General features: G+C 72.4%; 9 protein-coding genes. 6 read left to right on the top strand and 3 right to left on the bottom strand.

Annotation, left to right across the window (positions count from 1 at the left end; all coding sequences use genetic code 11):
• The first annotated feature begins 59 nt into the window (after positions 1 to 59).
• The 5 genes from EV372_RS09270 to EV372_RS09250 all read left to right on the top strand — a co-directional run bounded on the left by EV372_RS09270 (position 60) and on the right by EV372_RS09250 (position 10,037).
• Entirely contained in the window at positions 60 to 2,936 is a 2,877-nt protein-coding gene (locus EV372_RS09270) for a sigma-70 family RNA polymerase sigma factor (RefSeq protein WP_130395677.1), read from the top strand.
• 197 nt (positions 2,937 to 3,133) lie between these two features.
• On the top strand, positions 3,134 to 4,858 hold the full coding sequence (locus EV372_RS09265) for an NYN domain-containing protein (RefSeq protein ID WP_130398838.1): 1,725 nt from the start codon (positions 3,134 to 3,136) through the stop codon (positions 4,856 to 4,858).
• A 29-nt stretch (positions 4,859 to 4,887) separates the two neighbouring features.
• The gene (locus EV372_RS09260) at positions 4,888 to 5,460 is read left to right on the top strand and encodes a tetratricopeptide repeat protein (RefSeq protein WP_130398837.1); all 573 of its coding nucleotides are present in this window, start codon (positions 4,888 to 4,890) and stop codon (positions 5,458 to 5,460) included.
• Between the two features lie 768 nt (positions 5,461 to 6,228).
• A complete protein-coding gene (locus EV372_RS09255) occupies positions 6,229 to 8,799 on the top strand; it encodes a ribonucleoside-diphosphate reductase subunit alpha (protein ID WP_130395676.1) in 2,571 nt (856 codons plus the stop codon).
• Positions 8,800 to 8,954: 155 nt separating this feature from the next.
• Positions 8,955 to 10,037 carry a ribonucleotide-diphosphate reductase subunit beta gene (locus tag EV372_RS09250; protein ID WP_013155602.1) on the top strand — a complete coding sequence of 361 codons (1,083 nt, stop codon included), beginning with the start codon at positions 8,955 to 8,957 and terminating at the stop codon, positions 10,035 to 10,037.
• Between the two features lie 105 nt (positions 10,038 to 10,142).
• Here the strand turns inward: EV372_RS09250 and EV372_RS09245 are convergent, their stop codons facing one another.
• Positions 10,143 to 10,463 carry a CU044_2847 family protein gene (locus EV372_RS09245; RefSeq protein ID WP_019608803.1) on the bottom strand — a complete coding sequence of 107 codons (321 nt, stop codon included), beginning with the start codon at positions 10,461 to 10,463 and terminating at the stop codon, positions 10,143 to 10,145.
• A gap of 146 nt (positions 10,464 to 10,609) precedes the next feature.
• Between EV372_RS09245 and EV372_RS09240 the strand changes: the two genes are divergently transcribed.
• On the top strand, positions 10,610 to 10,825 hold the full coding sequence (locus EV372_RS09240) for a DUF397 domain-containing protein (protein ID WP_130395675.1): 216 nt from the start codon (positions 10,610 to 10,612) through the stop codon (positions 10,823 to 10,825).
• Positions 10,826 to 11,030: 205 nt separating this feature from the next.
• On the opposite strand, the gene fxsT is transcribed toward EV372_RS09240, so the two are convergent.
• Complete coding sequence (gene fxsT, locus EV372_RS09235) at positions 11,031 to 14,816, bottom strand: FxSxx-COOH system tetratricopeptide repeat protein (protein WP_130395674.1); 3,786 nt, start codon at positions 14,814 to 14,816, stop codon at positions 11,031 to 11,033.
• A gap of 269 nt (positions 14,817 to 15,085) precedes the next feature.
• Positions 15,086 to 16,966, bottom strand: a complete 1,881-nt coding sequence (locus tag EV372_RS09230) for a S1 family peptidase (RefSeq protein WP_486484119.1) — start codon at positions 16,964 to 16,966, stop codon at positions 15,086 to 15,088.
• Positions 16,967 to 17,329 lie beyond the last annotated feature (363 nt).

Raw genomic sequence — 17,329 nt, 5'->3', positions numbered from 1 at the left:
AGCGCCGGACCGGGGCTCCTCCCCGGACCGCGGCGCACACTCCCCAGAAAGGACGCCGGGTGAACGACGTCCCCGACGATCACACAGAGACTCTGGTCGGTGACGGTGAGTTGATCCAGTGGGTGCGGGACGGCGACACCGGCGCCTACGCCACCCTCTACGAGCGCCATGCCGCGGCGGCGCGCGGACTGGCCCGGCAACTGCTGCGCGGCGAGGCGGAGGTGGAGGACGCCGCCGCCGAGGCGTTCACCCGCGTGCTCAGCGTCATCCAGCGAGGAGGGGGTCCGCAGGACTCCTTCCGCCCCTACCTGCTCACCGCCGTCCGCAACGCCGCCTACGACCGGGGACGCGGGGAGAGGCGCCAGGTCGTCACCGACGACATGGAGAGCCTCGTCCCCGGCCAGCCCTTCGTCGACCCCGCGCTCGAAGGGCTGGAGCGCTCCCTCATCGCCCGGGCCTTCCTCTCGCTCCCCGAGCGCTGGCAGTCGGTGCTCTGGCACACCGAGATCGAGGGGGCCAAACCGGCCGAGGTCGCGGACGTGCTCGGCATGAAGCCGAACGGCGTCGCCGCCCTCGCCTACCGGGCGCGGGAGGGCCTGCGGCAGGCCTACCTCCAGATGCACCTGGCGGGCGGGAACGCCGCGGAGGCCTGCCGCCCGACCCTCGGCCTGCTCGGCGCCCACGTCAGGGAGGGGCTGTCCAGGCGCGACACCGCCAAGGTCGACCGGCACATGGACGGCTGCGCCGACTGCCGCGCGGTCTACGCCGAGCTGACCGACGTCAACGTCGGCCTGCGCGGGGTCGTCCTGCCGCTGGTGGCGGGCGCGGGGGCGGCGGGCTACCTCTCCGCCACCCCCGCCGGAAGCGCCGGGGGAGCCTGGTGGGGGAGGATGTCGCGCCGCCAGCAGCAGGCGGCGGCCGGAGGCACGGCGGCGGCCGGTGTGGCGGTCGCGGTCGCCCTGGCCCTGACCAGCGCTCCGGAGCCGCTTCCCGAACAGCAGCCGCCCCCGGCGGCGGCCCCGTGGGAGCGGCCTCCGGCGCCGTCCGCTCCGGACGCGGCCGAGCCCGTTCCGGACGCGCCGCGGCCCTCTCCTCCGGCCAGCGACCGGCCGCGCCCCGACGCGGACGAGCGGACCGAGCCCGCCGCGCCGGTCCCGGCGGTGCCGCCCGCCGACGTGCCGGAGGAGGAGGTGGCGCAGGAGCCCGGGCCGCGGTTCGCCGCGGGGATCGACCCGGTCGGCTCCCTGCTCCCGGGCAGCGAGGGGATCATGGTCCTGGACGTGCGCAACATCGGCGGCGGCGCGGCCGAGGAGGTCGTCGCCCGGCTCACCCTGCCGCCGGGCGTGGAGATGGTCTCCTCCGGCGGTGCGGGCAACGCGCTTCCCACGGCGGCGGGGCACGGCGACTGGAGCTGCTCCGCGGGCAGCGGGGGCGGCCGCTGCGCCCACCCGGGGATGGCGGCGGGGGAGGACGGCACCCAGTTCATCGACGTGCGCGTGGCCCCGGACGCCGAGGCCGGGGTTCCGGCGACGGTGTCGGTGTCCGCCGCGGGCGTGACCGCCGAGGCGACGGGGGAGCGGGGCGTGAGCGCGGAGGGCGTCACGGCCCGCTACGCCACCGCGGGCCGGGTACGCGCCGAGAGCGTCGGCAACGCCCTGATGACCTGCGTCGAACCGGAGCCGGGCGGCCGCTGGCCGTGGCCGTGGTGGGACTGGCCGTACGCCCCGGACGTCCCCGACCCGCGTCCGCCGGGTCCCGGGACCGAGCCGCGCACGGAGTCCTCTCCCCCTCCGGACGCCCCCGTGTCCCCGAGACCGCAGCCGCCGGAAGCCGAGGCGACCACGGAGGAGGATGTGGTCCCTGGTCAGGAAGAGGGCGAAGGGACTCCTGACGGGACGGTGGGTGCGCCGGACAACAATGTGCCCACGGAAACGGCGCGCGGACCGTTCGCCGAAGGCGTGGCGCGGCACGGCGGCCACGGCCCGGTGACGGTGCCCCACGACGCCTCCGGGTCCCACGGCGCCTCCGACGCACAGAACGCTCCCCGGGCGCAGGACGGCCCCGAGTCCCACGGCGCTGCTGGGGCGCAGGACGACTTTGGGTTCCACGGCGCCCCCGAAACCCAGGACGGCCCCTGCGCCCGGGCCAGGCTGCGCCAGGGGCCGCGCCTGGACAACGACCACTGGACGATGGTCCCGCTGGACGCCGACGACGACCCCTCCACCACCTCCTCCAGTTCCGCGACCTGGGAACTCCCCGAGGGCGGCGGGGTGCGCTGGGCGGGGCTCTACTTCTCCGGGACCGGGACCCCCGACGCCCCCTCCGTACGGGTCAGGGGCCCGGGCATGACGGACTACCGCACCGTCGAGGCCACGCACAACCGTGTCGCCGAGCTGCCCGGCTACCCCGCCTACCAGGCGTTCGCCGAGGTCACGGACCTGGTGCGGGCCCAGGGCGGCGGCCAGTGGTGGGTCGGCGACGCCCCCGTGCGCGAGGGCCGCGGCCACTACGCGGGCTGGAGCCTCGTGGTCGTGCTGGAGGACCCCCGAGTGGGCACCCGCAACCAGGTGATGGTCCTCGACGACACCCGGGTCTCCTTCCACGGCGGCGGAGGCGGCCCCTTCGCGGTGTCGGGCCTGCTGCCCGCCGCCGTACCCGCCCGGATCGACGTGGTGGCCTGGGAGGGCGACCCCGACCTGGCCGGGGACCGGGTGACCGTGGACGGCGCGGCGGCGGAGCCGGTCGGCGGCCACGGGCGGGCGGACAACGCGTTCACCGGCTCGGCCCGCGGCGCGGTCGGCGACCCGCTCGCGTTCGGCACCGACGTGGTCCGATTCGACTCAGTACTTGGCCGAGAAACGGACATCCGAATCCTGACCGAACAGGACGCCGTGATGGTGGGGGCAGTGGTCCTGACGGCCCCCATGCGCAGTTGAGGCAGGGGCTCCCACCCGCCCCGTCCGGGCCTGTCCGGCCGCTCCGGAGCCAGGGACCCCTCCGGAAAACCGCCGGTGTGTAGCAAGGCAATAACTCTGTGTGTTCAGAAGGGGCACGCAAAACCAGACAGACTTGGCTAGGCTGTGGCCCGGTCATGGACATGGCCCAGAGACAACAGGGAAGGGGGTCGGTGCCAGTGGACCGCTGCGCGTTGTTCGTTGACGCGGGGTACCTTCTCGCGGACGGCGCGATGGCAGTGCACGGAACCCGCAACCGGGACTCCGTCTCCTGGGACTACACCGGTCTCGTCCAGTTCCTCAACGAGGTCGCGCGGGACCGCACCGGTCTGCCGCTCCTGCGCTGCTACTGGTACGAGGCGGTCGCCGACGACCGGCGGACCCAGGAGCAGGACGGCATCGCCGACATCCCCGGCATCAAGTTCCGCGGCGCGCGGATAAGGCCCGGCCGCCGCGAGGGCGTCGAGAGCTACGTCCAGCGCGACCTCACCACGCTGGCCCGTACCGGGGTCCTGTGCGACGCCGTCCTGGTCAGCGGGGACGAGGACATGGCGCCGGTCGTGGCCGACGTACAGGACATGGGCGTGCGCGTCACGGTCGTGCACGTCTCCGTCGAGGGCAACTGGACCATCTCCCGGGCCCTGCGCCGCGAGTGCGACGACCTCATCGAGATCGGCGCGGGCCACCTGCGCCCGCACGTCAACCTGCTCTCCAGCGGCGGCGGCGCCCAGGAGACCGCGGCCAAGACCACCACGCCGTTCTCCAACGGCCGCGCCCGCTCGGCGCCCGAGACCCCGAGGCAGCCCGTCGCGACGGCGCAGCCCGGCGGCAACCGGGTGGAGGCGGCCTCCTCCTCCGCCGTGGGGCTGGAGGCGATGTTCGCCGGAACCGGCGGGCAGCCCGCCCCCCAGGGCAGCGCCATGGACCAGCTGCGCGCCATGCGCAGGTCCCTCGCCCAGCAGCGCGGCGGCGGGGACCACCTGGCCGGGCCGAACACGGACAACCAGCAGTCCGGCCCGATCGACGCCAACGGCTTCCCCTCCGGCGGCCAGGTCCCGCCGAACGTGGGCGGCAACGGCGCCTATCCGGGCGGCTCGATGACCGGGGGGCACCCGGCGCCGGGCGGCCAGGGGGGCTACCCCGTCACCGGGGGGCACCAGTCGCTGCGCGGGGCCGACCAGACGGGCTACGGACTTCCGGCGAGACAGGCACCGCCCCCGCAGCAGCACATGACGGGGCCGCAGCAGTCCTTCTCCGGCGGGACCGGGCCACAGCAGTCCTTCTCCGGCGGGACCGGGCCGCAGCGCTCCTTCTCGCAGGAGGGGCAGTCCCTGCAGCCGGGCCAGCACGGTCAGCCGGGCCAGCACGGCGGGCAGCCGGGACACGGCCAACCGGGGCACGCGCCACCGCAGAGGAGCGCGCCACCCCAGGACCCCAGGTTCGGCCCGGGGGACAACCCCGGCTTCGGGGGTGCGAACGACGCAAACCCTACCTATGGGACCAGTACGGAAACTGACACCGCCCAACGCGGTGGGGCGGCCCCCTCCTACGGGGGACCGCAGCCTACTGGTCCCGAACAAGACAGCCGGTTCGCCGCCGGCGACTACCGGGAACCGCGTCCCAGTCCTGGATATCCCCAGCAGACGCGTCCCGCCACGCATACCGTTGACGAAGCGGTGCATGTTGCGCGCAAAGAAGGGAACGACTTCGCGGAGTCGATCGCCCGCGAGGCGCCCGCCCTGTGGGTCGAGGCCGTCCTCGCCCGCAGACCCCGGATGCCCTCCGACCTGGAGGCGCGTCTGCTCCAGGGTTCCTCGCTGCCGATCGACCACCTGTTGCGTGACGAGGTCCGGGACGGACTGCGCCAGGGGTTCTGGCAGGCACTGGAGCGTGCCAGGCCCTGAGATCCTTGCGCGGGGAGTGCGAGTAGGTGATGAGGGCGATGCGGTTGACCCACGTGACGACGGCAGAACTCGACCGATTGGAATTCCACGCCGTCCGGTCCGGTGAGCACGGACGGGTCGCCGCCCAGCTCATGGACCTGGCCAACCGGGTCGACGCCGGAAGCGAGATCTCCCGCGCGGAGCTGTTCGTGCGCGCGGGGGAGCAGTGGGAGATCGCCCAGGAGTTCGAGCGCGCCTGCTCGGCCTACCAGAGGGCGATCGACGACGGCGGCCCCACGGTGATCGACGCGCGCGCCCTCAGCGCCGGTGCGCTGCTGCAACTGAACGAGGTCGGGTCGGCCTACACCCACCTCGAACGCCTGGAGAGCGAGGAACCCCCGGGGCTCCAGACCTACATCCACGTCGCCGAGGCGCTGTACGCGCACGACGACCTGGAGGGCGCCGAGCGGTGGGCCACGGTCGGCGCGCACCGCTTCCTCGGCCTGGACGCCTCGCCCTACGTCCACGACCTGCTGCTGGAGCTGCTACGGATCCGGTTCCGCGTCCGCGTCGACCTGGGCCTGGACGAGGACGCCCTGGACCGGCGGCTCGACGCCGGGTGAGGGCCGCGCCGCGTTCGTCCGCCTCCGCCGTCCGCGCCGACCCCGGTGAGTGAGGTTTCCGACGTTTCCCTCCCGGGGGCCGCGACACGCCCGGGCCGACCCCGCCCGGAGTGCTTTTCCGCGACGCCCCGAGGCCGCGGCCGCAGGACCGGGTACGCCAGGTTCCGCGAAGCCGTGCGGTCCCCGTGCGCGGGCGTTGCGGGCCGACTGGGGCGGCGGCGCGGGCAGGGTCGGGTGCGGGCGGCCCCGGCGACGACCTAGGCTGTGTCGGGCCGCCTCAGGGCCGCCCCGGCGGGGCGCTCAGCCCTCGCGCCGACGGGCCTCCCGGAGCCCCTCATACCACGCCCCCAGGGTGTGTTCGACAATCGTCGAAGAACCTGAGAAATCGGTGACACGCCATCATCTTGCGGTGTTCCAACGCACCATCCCCTAGATGTAGTATCTCTCCCGCTGGTGGTTCACCCCTCGGGGTGAGGCAGAGGGGACCCGGTACGAGCCGGGCCGTCCCCGCAGCGGTGAGTGGAAGAAGAGGCCGTCACAGGTACCGGGAACCCCCGCGGAACCCCGGTGCCGTGGTCCCCGCCCACCCGCCACCGGTGACGCACACCTGAGTGTGTGCCGACGACGGGGCTTCGAGAACGAGCCGCCGCGGCCCGCCGGCCGGACGACCGCGCGCACCCAGTGCGCCGGTCCGCCGGGAGCGCCGCGCGACCCTCGCTTCTCGTCCCCTCCCCGCCGGGACTCTTCTATCGAGGTTGGAGCCGCTGTATGACCCTTGACGTCGAGGCCGTGCCCGCATCCGTTCGGTCCAGCAAGGACGGCAACCCCCCCGCCGCCGTCGACCGGATCGAGCACGTCGTAGCCGAGGCCTGTGCGCGGCTCACCGGCGTTTCGGCGGAGAAGGTCCTCACCGAGGCCCGGCGCGGCTTCTACCCCGGCATCTCCGACGCCGAGGTGGAACTCGCCCTGGTCATGGCCGCCCGCAGCTTCGTGGAGGTCGACCCGGACTACTCCTACGTGGCCGCCCGCCTGCTGCTGGACAAGCTGCGCCGCGAGGCCCTCACCTTCATCAGCGGCGCCCCCGACGCCGCCGGCCAGTCCGAGATGGGCGAGCGCTACGCCGCCTACCTCGCCGCCTACGTCGGCCGCGGCATCGACCTCGGCCAGCTCGACCCGGCGCTGGCCAAGTTCGACCTGGCCCGCCTGGGCGCCGCGCTGCGCCCCGAGCGCGACGAGCAGTTCACCTTCCTGGGCATCCAGACCCTCTACGACCGCTACTTCCTGCACAGCGACGAGGTGCGCTACGAGCTGCCGCAGGCGTTCTTCATGCGGGTGGCCATGGGTCTGGCCCTCAACGAGGACGACCGCGAGGCCCGCGCCATCGAGTTCTACGAGCTGCTGTCCTCGTTCGACTTCATGGCCTCCACGCCCACCCTGTTCAACTCGGGCACCGTGCGGGCGCAGCTGTCCTCCTGCTTCCTCACCACCGTGGGCGACGACCTCCAGGCCATCTTCCACGGCATCAGCAACAACGCGATGCTGTCCAAGTACTCCGGCGGCCTCGGCAACGACTGGACCCCGGTGCGCGGCCTGGGCTCGCACATCCGCGGCACCAACGGCAAGAGCCAGGGCGTCGTGCCGTTCCTGAAGATCGCCAACGACACCGCCGTCGCGGTCAACCAGGGCGGCAAGCGCAAGGGCGCGGTGTGCGCCTACCTGGAGACCTGGCACATCGACATCGAGGAGTTCCTCGACCTCCGCAAGAACACCGGTGACGAGCGCCGCCGCACCCACGACATGAACACCGCGAACTGGGTTCCGGACCTGTTCATGCAGCGCGTGGAGCAGGGCGGCAGCTGGACCCTGTTCTCGCCGGACGAGGTCCCCGACCTGCACGACAAGTACGGCGCCGAGTTCGCCGAGGCCTACACCCACTACGAGGCCGAGGCCGCGGCGGGGCGGATCAAGGTCTCCAAGACCCTCCCGGCCGTCGACCTGTGGCGGCGCATGCTGACCATGCTGTTCGAGACCGGGCACCCGTGGATCACCTTCAAGGACCCGTCCAACCTGCGCTCGCCGCAGCAGCACGTCGGCGTGGTGCACTCCTCCAACCTGTGCACCGAGATCACGCTGAACACCAGCGCCGACGAGGTCGCGGTCTGCAACCTGGGCTCGGTCAACCTGGCCCAGCACACGGGCCCGGACGGCCTGGACGCCGAGCGCCTGCGCCGCACCGTCCGCACCGCCGTGCGCATGCTCGACAACGTCATCGACGTGAACTTCTACACGATCCCCGAGGCGCGCCGCGCGAACATGCGCCACCGCCCCGTGGGCCTGGGCCTCATGGGCTTCCAGGACGCGCTGTTCAAGCTGCGCACGCCGTTCGCCTCCGACGGCGCGGTCTCCTTCGCCGACGAGAGCATGGAGCTGATCAGCTACTACGCCATCGAGGCCTCCATGGAGCTGGCCGCCGAGCGCGGCTCCTACGAGAGCTTCGAGGGCTCCCTGTGGAGCCGGGGCGTGCTGCCGATCGACTCGCTGCGCCTGCTGGCCGAGTCGCGCGACGGCGACCTGGACATGGACCGGGGCGAGACCCTGGACTGGGACTCGCTGCGCGAGCGCGTCAAGACCACGGGCATGCGCAACTCCAACGTCATGGCCATCGCCCCGACCGCGACCATCGCCAACATCACCGGCGTGAGCCAGTCGATCGAGCCGGTCTACCGCAACCTGTACGTCAAGTCGAACATGTCCGGCGACTTCACCGTGGTCAACCCCTACCTGGTGCGCGACCTCAAGGCCCGCGGCCTGTGGGACGACGACATGGTCTCCGCGCTGAAGATGCACGACGGCAGCCTCGGCGCCATCGACCGCGTCCCGGCCGACCTCAAGGCCCTCTACGCCACCGCGTTCGAGGTCGACCCCGAGTGGCTGGTGGACGCCGGTTCGCGCCGCCAGAAGTGGATCGACCAGGCCCAGTCGCTGAACCTGTACATGGCGGCCCCCAGCGGCAGGAAGCTGGACTCGCTGTACCGCCGCGCGTGGCGCTCCGGTCTCAAGACCACCTACTACCTGCGTTCGCAGAGCGCCACCCACGTGGAGAAGAGCACGCTCAAGGGCACCGACGGCCGCCTCAACGCGGTCGCCGCGACCCCCGCGGCCCCGGTCGCGCCGGTCGCCTCGCCCGCGCCGAGCCCGGCCCCGGCGCCGAGCCCCGCGCCCAGCCCGTCCCCGAACCCGCAGCCCGTCACCGGCGGCGCGGCCGACGAGGACGAGTTCGAGATCATCGACGGCCAGGCCTGCTCGATCGACGACCCCGAGTGCGAGGCCTGCCAGTAGCACCGGCGGCCGCGCACCCCCGTGCGGCGGTCGGAGGGCGGGGGCGGCGTCACGCCGCCCCCGCCCTCCGGCGGGCCACGGGCCGCGGAGGCGTCCTTCCCCTTCACCCAGCCACGACTCTTCCGGCACGTCCGGAGAACGGAAAAAACCCCAGCATGACCGCAGTTTCGGAGAACAGCGCGAGCGCCACCAGCGGCCTCGGTGAGATCGAGCGCGACGCCGAGCGCGTCAACGTCGACGACAAGGCGATGATCAACGCCCGCGCCGACGTCAACCAGCTGCTCCCCCTCAAGTACACATGGGCGTGGGAGAAGTACCTCGCGGGCTGCAACAACCACTGGATGCCCACCGAGGTCGCCATGCAGGCCGACATCGCGCTGTGGAAGTCCAGGGACGGGCTGACCGAGGACGAGCGCCTCATGCTCAAGCGCAACCTCGGCTTCTTCGCCACCGCCGAGTCGCTGGTGGCCAACAACATCGTGCTGGCCGTGTACCGGCAGCTCACCAACCCCGAGTGCCGCCAGTACCTGCTGCGCCAGGCCTTCGAGGAGGCGGTGCACACCCACACCTTCCAGTACATCTGCGAGAGCCTCGGCCTGGACGAGGGCGAGCTCTTCAACATGTACCGCGAGGTCCCCTCGATCACCGCCAAGGACGCCTGGGCGCTCAAGTACACGCAGAACCTGGAGAACCCCGAGTTCCGCACGGGCACCCCGGAGGCCGACCAGGCCTTCCTGCGCGACCTCGTGGCCTTCTACGTGATCTTCGAGGGCATGTGGTTCTACACCGGCTTCGCGCAGATCCTGTCGCTGGGCCGCCGCAACAAGATGGTCGGCATCGCCGAGCAGTACCAGTACATCCTGCGCGACGAGTCGATCCACCTGAACTTCGGCATCGACGTGATCAACCAGATCAAGATCGAGAACCCGCACCTGTGGAGCGAGGAGTTCCAGGCCGAGGTCCGGCAGATGCTCACCGAGGCCTGCGAGCTGGAGGTGGCCTACGGCCGCGAGACCATGCCGCGCGGCGTGCTCGGCCTCAACGCGGAGCTGTGCGAGAAGTACATGCACTTCATCACCGACCGCCGCGCCGAGCAGATCGGCCTGGCGCCCATCTTCGGTGAGACGGAGAACCCGTTCCCGTGGATGAGCGAGATGATGGACCTCCAGAAGGAGAAGAACTTCTTCGAGACCCGCGTCATCGAGTACCAGACCGGCGGCGGCCTGGACTGGGACTAGGGGGATCCCGGGTCCCCTGACCGGGACCAGAGGAGCGGGAGGGCTTCCTCCCCACCGGCGGTGGCCCGGGTCGTGGCGCGCGACCCGGGCCACCGCCGTGTGCGCTCAGCCCTTGTCCGACCAGGTCATCCTGACGTTGAAGGTGGCCTCCGCGCTCCCCTTGACGACCACGGCCCCGGCCTCGGCGGTCACGCTCACCCCGAACTCCACCTCGGTCTCGGAGGGGGCGAGCGAGGAGGAGGACAGTTCCCGCAACTGCCCGGACACCGCCTCGGCGACCTTGCGGATCCGCAGCAGGACGTCGTCGAGCCGCCTGTCGCCGGTGGCCTCCTCGGACCTCCTGGAGACGTTGGCGGCCCCCTCCCGCCGGGCGGGCACGGACTCGATACTGACCACGGTGCCGTCGTCGGTGACGAAGTCGATCACTTTGTTCACTTTGACCTCATACGTTCCTTGGCGAGGGGTAAAGCTATTCCTGTGGGAGAGCCCGGAAAGTAAAATACTGGGAAGTGTCCGCAAAAGACGAGATTCCGCTGCCGTCCGTGCGGAGGAAACGGTGGGGCGAACCAGTTATGACCGGGCGAAACGACGCGCGTGCCCGCTGGCGCGACGGACGCGACGGTACCGGGTGGCGCAAGTCGTCGATGTCCCCGGACAGGGGTGCGTGCTGCGAGGCCTCCCTGGGGGACCCGGGCCGGATCCTGTTCCGCGACTCCCACCATCCGGACGGGCACACGCTGCGGTTCGGCGCCGACGAGTGGCTGTCGCTGCTGGCGTCCCTGCCCTGAGAACCCCGGAAACCGGTCGCGGATATTTCCGGGACCGCGAAGGCGGCGCCGTTCCCCGACTCCCCTTTCCCTCCCGGCCCGGACACGGGAAAGGGATTCTCCGCCTCCCCCCGGGGCGCACTCCGAGGTCCTGACGGGTCCCGTGCCCGGGCACGTCCCGGCACCCCGGAGAGCGGTCCGGGGTGCCGCGCGGCGGCCTCCGTCCTCAGGCCCGGACCGGGACGATGTCGGTGTCCAGCCGGGCGTACTCCGCCATCGTGGTCACGAACCGGTGGTCCGGGCCGAACCGGGCGGTGTAGTGGTCGCGCAGGGCCTCCCACTCCTCCCGGACGTCCTCGCCCAGCGCCCGGCGGCTGATCAGCAGGTTGCGCCGGGCGGTGGTCAGGAAGGGGTTGTGCTCGCCGAGGACCTCCCGGCACAGCTCCGCACTGGCCGCGTCCTGCGCCCGGGCCTCCTTGAGCCGCCCCAGGGCGAACAGGTCGCTGCCCAGGTTCACCTCGACCGCGGCGACGGTGATCCGCGCGTCCGGGAAGAGCCGCAGGATCTCCCGCCGGGCCTCGACGTCGAGCGCGTACGCCCGCTCGTACTCGCCCGCCAGCCGCAGCACGATCGCCGCGTTGGCCCGTGAGGCCCACGGGAAGAGGTGGCGGCCGGAGTACACGGCGTCCATGTGCTCCAGGAGGTCGTCGGCCAGGCTCTTGGCCTCGGCCACCCGCTCGGCGAAGGCCAGGTTCACCATGTGGATGCTGTTGACGTGCAGCGTCACCCGGGAGTGCGGCCGGTGGCGCGAGGTGTTGGTGTCGACCGCCCGCTGGGACAGTTCCAGGGCCGTCCCGTGGGCGCCGAGCCTGCGGTTGACCACGGAGAGGAAGATCGGGATCTCCGAGGTGTGCGCGCTGGCGTCCGCCTCGGTGGCCTCGAAGCGCCGCTGGCAGTCCTCCAGGGCCTCCCGGGCCTCCTCCAGGTGTCCGAGGGCCATGAGGCCGAGCCCGACCGACAGCCGGGAGCGCAGGGTCGGGATGCCGTTCGACCCGAACAGGTACTTGCGCTGTTCGAGGGTGCGGCGGTCTAGGTCCAGGGCGTCCTGGAAGCGGCCCAGACGGCGCAGGCAGTCCCCGATGTCGTGCGCGATGACCAGGGTGTTCTCGTCGTCCTCGGTGAACAGCGCGGTCCTGGTCCGGTGGATCTCCTCGAACATGGCCAGGGCCTCGTCGTAGTGGCCGAGGTTGCTCAGCGCGATGGCCCGGGCCCGCCGCGCCTCCAGGGCCTCCTCGCTCTCGGGGCCCTCCAGCTCCGACTGCTCGGCGTACATCCGCTCCGCCTCGGCGAGGGCGACCTCGTTGTCGCCCCGCAGGCGCAGGACCCTGGCGCGCAGCAGCTGGACCTGGAACCGCTGCGGGATGTCGTCGTACCAGGCCTCGATGGCGCGGTCCGCCAGCTCCAGCGTCGCGTCGTCGTTGCCCGTCTCCACCAGGTACACGATCACGTTGTGGACGAGGCCGCGGACCTGCGGGTCGTGGCTGCGCCACGCCTCGGAGGCGGTCACGTGGGTCAGCAGCAGCTGGTACTCGGGCCAGTTCTGCGGCAGCTCGGGGCCGAGGGGGTCGCTCTGCGCCAGCAGGCGGTGGGCCAGGTCCCGGTAGCGCACCCGCTCCTCGTCGCCGAGCGTGCTCTGCACGACGGTCTGGAAGGTGACGTGCATCTGGAAGGTGTGCTTGGACCGGTCGAACTCGGCGAGGCTGTGCCTGCTCACGTAGCGCAGCACCCGGGACAGGGCCATCTCGTTGCCCAGGATCTGCGCCAGCTCGGGGTTGGCGCTCAGGCCCCGGGCCCGGTGGAAGAGGGTGCGCGCCAGCGGGCGGGGGCCGAAGAACGAGCACAGCTGGACGAACTCGCGGACCATCCGCTTGAGCGCGCGGTCGCCCCCGGTGCCGCGCCGCAGGTCGTCGAGCTGCATGTTCCAGGCGGCGGCCAGCGGCAGGGGGTACAGGTCCTCCGACTCCACGTGCGTGACCAGGTCGTCGAACTTGTCCTGGATCAGCTGGAGGAAGTCCTCGACGCTCATCAGGGAGTCGCGCAGGTAGGCGCCGACCTGGGCCAGCGCCAGGGGCAGGTGTTCCAGGCGCTCGGCGATCCGGAGGGCGTCCCCGTCGTCCTCCAGCCCCTGGGGGCAGACCTTGCGGAGCAGCGCGACGCTCTCCTGCGGGGTCAGGCTCGGCACGACCGAGCCCTCGCTGCGCCCGCTGGGGATCCAGCTCTGGTCGCGGGAGGTGATGATGATGTCGCCGGGGCCGTCGGTCGGAAGCTCGCCCCCGCCCAGCTGGTCCAGGTTGGAGACGTCGTCCAGGATGAGGAGCCAGCGCCCCACCCCGGGGTCGCTCTCCAGCACGTCCCGGACGCGCTGGGCGGTCTTCTCCAGGTTGCCGCCGTCCTCGGCCAGGCCCAGGTGCCGGGCCAGGTGCATGTAGGACTGCTGGATGTCGGCGGGGCTGTTGGCGGGGACCCACCAGATCAGGTCGTAGCTGTCCCGGTACCGGTGCGCGTACTCGGTGGCGATCTGGGTCTTGCCGATGCCGCCCCCGCCCGACAGCAGGTAGATCCCGCCCGAGGACTCCTCCAGCAGACCGTGGACGCGTTCGAGGATCTTCTCGCGCCCCGTGAAGTTGAGGTTGTGCGGAGGCACGCCGCGGAGCTTGGCCAGGGGCCGGGTCCGGGACTGGCGCATCCGGGAGCGCGGGGCGGTGGGCTCCGAGGGGACGGATTCGGTCTCGGAGGCGTGGGTGTCGGTCACGGTCGGACTCGGTTCCTCTCGGGGGGCGGCGGGCGTGCTGCGGTCGGTGGCGGAGAGGTCGGCGGCGCCGCCCGGGACCGCGGGGGCGGAGCCCCCCTCCAGCGCGGCGCGCAGGTGCTCGGCGAAGCGGCGGTACTCGCCGGGCATCTCGGACAGCGCGGGGAGCACGGCCACGGCCAGGCCCTCCTCCCCGTCGAGCGAGGGCACGAGGGGGGCTCCGGTCTCGATCCGGGCCAGCCACTGGTAGATCCGTGCGGAGTCCTTGAACTCGATGCCCAGCGAGTAGTACACCGACCGCATGACGCTGAGGTCGCCGAACCTGCCGAGCAGGTCCCTGCGGACCCCGGGCAGGAACTCCAGGGCGGTGGCGGCCGGGTCGTGCAGGTCGCCGGGCGGCAGCGTCGGGTCCATCAGCTCGCCGCCGAAGACCTCGGCGATCTCGGTGACGGCGAGGCGCCCGTCGCGGGGCGCGTGGGGGATGTTGCGCTGGATCAGCTCCGCGACGGGGAGGTTGACGGGCGCCTGGGTGAGGCGCACCGCGAGCTCGCGGGCCCCGCGCGAGGCGTGGGACAGGAAGCGCGACACCGGGTCGGGTTCCCAGGGGACGGCGCTGGGCGGGCGCGCGCCGCCGGGCGGGAGGACGCACACGTCGGCCTCCCACACGCCCGGCCGGCCGTCCGCCACCGAGGCCCACTCCGCGAGGGCCTCCGGCCCGCACTCCAGAACCGGCAGCACCGCCGCGTCCGCGGGGAGGCCGGGGGCGGTGGCCTCGTCCGGGGCGCGCGCGAAGGCCCACGAGGCGGGGGAGGCGGGGGCCGGGGCCGTCATGCGCATCGGCCGCGGCGTGAGCGGGCCCTCCGGCCACACGGAGCGGTCCAGGAGGTGCAGGACGGCGGTGGGGAGCCGGGCGGCGAGTTCGGCGATCCAGGCGCGCAGCCTCGGCTGGCGCCAGCCCCGGTCCAGGGTGTCGGTGACGAGGACGACCGCCTCGGCGCCGCCGAGCTGCGGCGCGTGCACGGCGTGGCCGGGGTGGAAGCGGACGACCGTGGCCCCCGCCCGCCCGGCCTCCCCGGTCAGCGCCGCGACGTCGGCCGTGTGCAGGCCCATCAGGGGGGAGGAGTCGACGAGGACGGCCAGGCGGGACGGCCCGCCTGTCAGGTTGTCGAGTACGTTGCGATACCTGTGCGACAGTTCATCCATGTCGTTTTCGTCCTCATAGTGGACTTTGAATCCGGTTCGGTGAACCGCGTCCCCCCGGGGGCACCGGTAAGTTTTTCCCCGGCGTAGCCGCCCGACCAGAACGATCCTAGCCAAGAAAGGCGCCGCCTCGGTGCCGATAGGTCCGCTGCCAGCGGTTTTCTCCTCCCGGAATTTTCTCTCCTGGGGAACGCCGGAAATCGTGGCGTCCCGGGTGGGCGGACGTTCGGCGCGCAGCGGGCCGTCCGGTCGGGAACCCCTTCCATGATCCCTCAGACGCCCGGTCTCTCAGGGCCCGCGGGCTCCCTGGGCGCCTCCTGGAGGAGGGCGTCGCCGAAGATGTCATGAATGATCGCGATCTCCCTGGCCTGCGAACTCCTTCTCGCGCTGTCACGCAGGTGGCGGGCGAGTCCGGAGATGCGCACGCGCGAATCGGGTTCCCGGTCCAGGAGTTCCTCAAGGAAGGCGGTCACCGCCTTTCTGGGCCCCCTGATGATGGTGGGAATTCCCCAGTAGAGGGCGGAGTCGTAGACGTGCTCCACGTCGCTGTTGTCGGAGTCGGTGACGCACACGGTCACGTTCTGGTCGGAGAGGGCGATCGCCACCTCGCTCACCTCCTGTTTCCAGGAGGCGAGCACGTTGCGGTCCTCCACCAGGGGGCTGGCCGTCTGCCGTTCGCAGCGCAGGCGCCACCGGTCGGGGGGAACCCCCAGGTAGTGCGGTAACCGCACCCGCTCGCGGACGTGGTAGACGATCTCGTACATGGTGCACAGCGGCGGCGCGTACTCCAGCAGGTCGCGGTGGGGGCTGGCCCGGCCCGGGTTCAGGTGCAGCAGGTCCCTGGGCAGCAGGACGCGCAGCCGCAGCGACTCCTCGTTGGGCGTGACCAGCCTCTGCATGGTGGCCTCTCCCATGAGGTCGGCGATCTCGTCGCAGATCTGCGGTTCGCCGACCAGCCTCGTGCCCTGGGGCAGCGGATCCTCCCTCTCGCCCCGGTGGGCGATCCGGTGCGAGAGCCGGTAGCCGCCGGTCACCGGCTCCAGCTCGAAGAGCACCACCGTGTCGGGCGGACGCTCGTCGTGGTGGCCGGAGGGCGCCGCGGGCGCGTCCGGCTCCCTGCGCCGGAGCAGCCGCCGGTCCCGGTCACGGGTCAGGGCCTCCTCCCAGTCGCGCCCCATCGGCCCGGCCTCCTGCCGGATCCAGGACCACACCGCGGGCGGGAGCGGCCGCTGGTGCCGGATCTCCTGGTAGACGTGGTGCACCCAGGCGACCCGGGGAGGCGGCTCGCCGACGGGCGGGACCAGGTCCCACAGCGCGGTGAGGACCCGCCAGGCGGTCGTGCCCGCGCCGTGCCGCCTGGCCTTGCGCGCCTCGGCGGGGCTCAGCAGGTCCTCCGGCGGGACCGCGTCCAGGGGGACCGAGTCCAGCAGGTCGTGCAGCCTGTCGTAGGCCTCCCTGCCGCACAGGGACTCGTCGGCCAGGCGCTGCGCGGAGACGACCTCGCCGTCGTCGCGCTCGCCGACGAGCTCCTCCACCGGGAGGATAAACGCGATACCGGAGGGCCGGTCGGGGTCGTTCCAGACGTAGTGGTGGGTCTTCTGCATGATCCCCACCAGCTCACCCGTCCCGGTGCGCACGGCGCAGCCGCTGAACCCGCCGGTGATCCGCACCGGCTGCGAGGTGGGGGTCTCGACCTGGTGGGTGACCCCGGTGGGCCCGCCGGGCCCCTGGCAGACGAGCGGGGCCTGGAGGGAACGCATCCCCTCGGGATAGCCCGCCGTGTACAGGGGCTGCTGCGGCTCCAGGCTCGCGCACTCCCGCAGCACGGGGAAGGAGGTGTCGGGGCCCGCGTCCCGCAGCCGCAGCACGGCCAGGTCGCGGCTGTCGGGGCCCGCCGACCACAGCCGGGTGTCGACGGAGGCCTCCCACACCCGGTCGTCGAAGGACCGCAGGCGCACGGTGGCGAGCGGGCCCGGGTGCTCCTCCTTCTCCCCGTGGAGGCCGAGCGCGGCGTTGACGACGTGCGCGCACGTGACCAGGAGGCCGGGGGACAGGAGCACGGCGCCGCCCACGGTGCCGTACTGGTCGAGCACCCGCATCTGCCATGACGGCTCGTTGGGCTGTAGGCCGCGCGGGGTATGGGGGGTGGCCACGTTCGGGGACCTCTCTGACATCCACTTTGCCCGGAACAGTTCCCCCTCGGGCAGCGGTGAACCAGAAGGCGCCGGAGTGCCGGGAACAGAGTTCCGCGAGTGTTCCGTGTGACGGAAGGGAATCGTGGACCTCCGCGTGGGGACCGGGGCGCACGGGCTCCGGCACCCGAGGCGTTCGTGACGCGCGTCACCAAGGGTCCGGAGCGGGAGGGCCGTCCGCCTCTGCGCGATCCGACGAACACCAGCACCCGGGCGCGGTCCTGCGGGCGGCGGCTCTCGGCGGAGGACTCGCCGAGGTCTCAAAGCGGTGTTGTTCCACGCACGGGTGTTGTGACTTGCCGGACACGGGGCAATGATCCCCCG

This window comes from Nocardiopsis sp. CNZ308 (assembly GCF_004217075.1).
This window is presented reverse-complemented; position numbering and strand designations above follow the sequence as displayed.

What these genes read in the sequence shown, in the direction of transcription:
- EV372_RS09260 (WP_130398837.1), top strand. Translation starts at nt 4,888, where the DNA reads ATGAGGGCGATGCGGTTGACCCACGTGACGACGGCAGAACTCGACCGA.
- EV372_RS09255 (WP_130395676.1), top strand. Translation starts at nt 6,229, where the DNA reads ATGACCCTTGACGTCGAGGCCGTGCCCGCATCCGTTCGGTCCAGCAAG.
- EV372_RS09250 (WP_013155602.1), top strand. Translation starts at nt 8,955, where the DNA reads ATGACCGCAGTTTCGGAGAACAGCGCGAGCGCCACCAGCGGCCTCGGT.
- EV372_RS09240 (WP_130395675.1), top strand. Translation starts at nt 10,610, where the DNA reads ATGACCGGGCGAAACGACGCGCGTGCCCGCTGGCGCGACGGACGCGAC.
- fxsT (WP_130395674.1), bottom strand. Translation starts at nt 14,816, where the DNA reads ATGGATGAACTGTCGCACAGGTATCGCAACGTACTCGACAACCTGACA.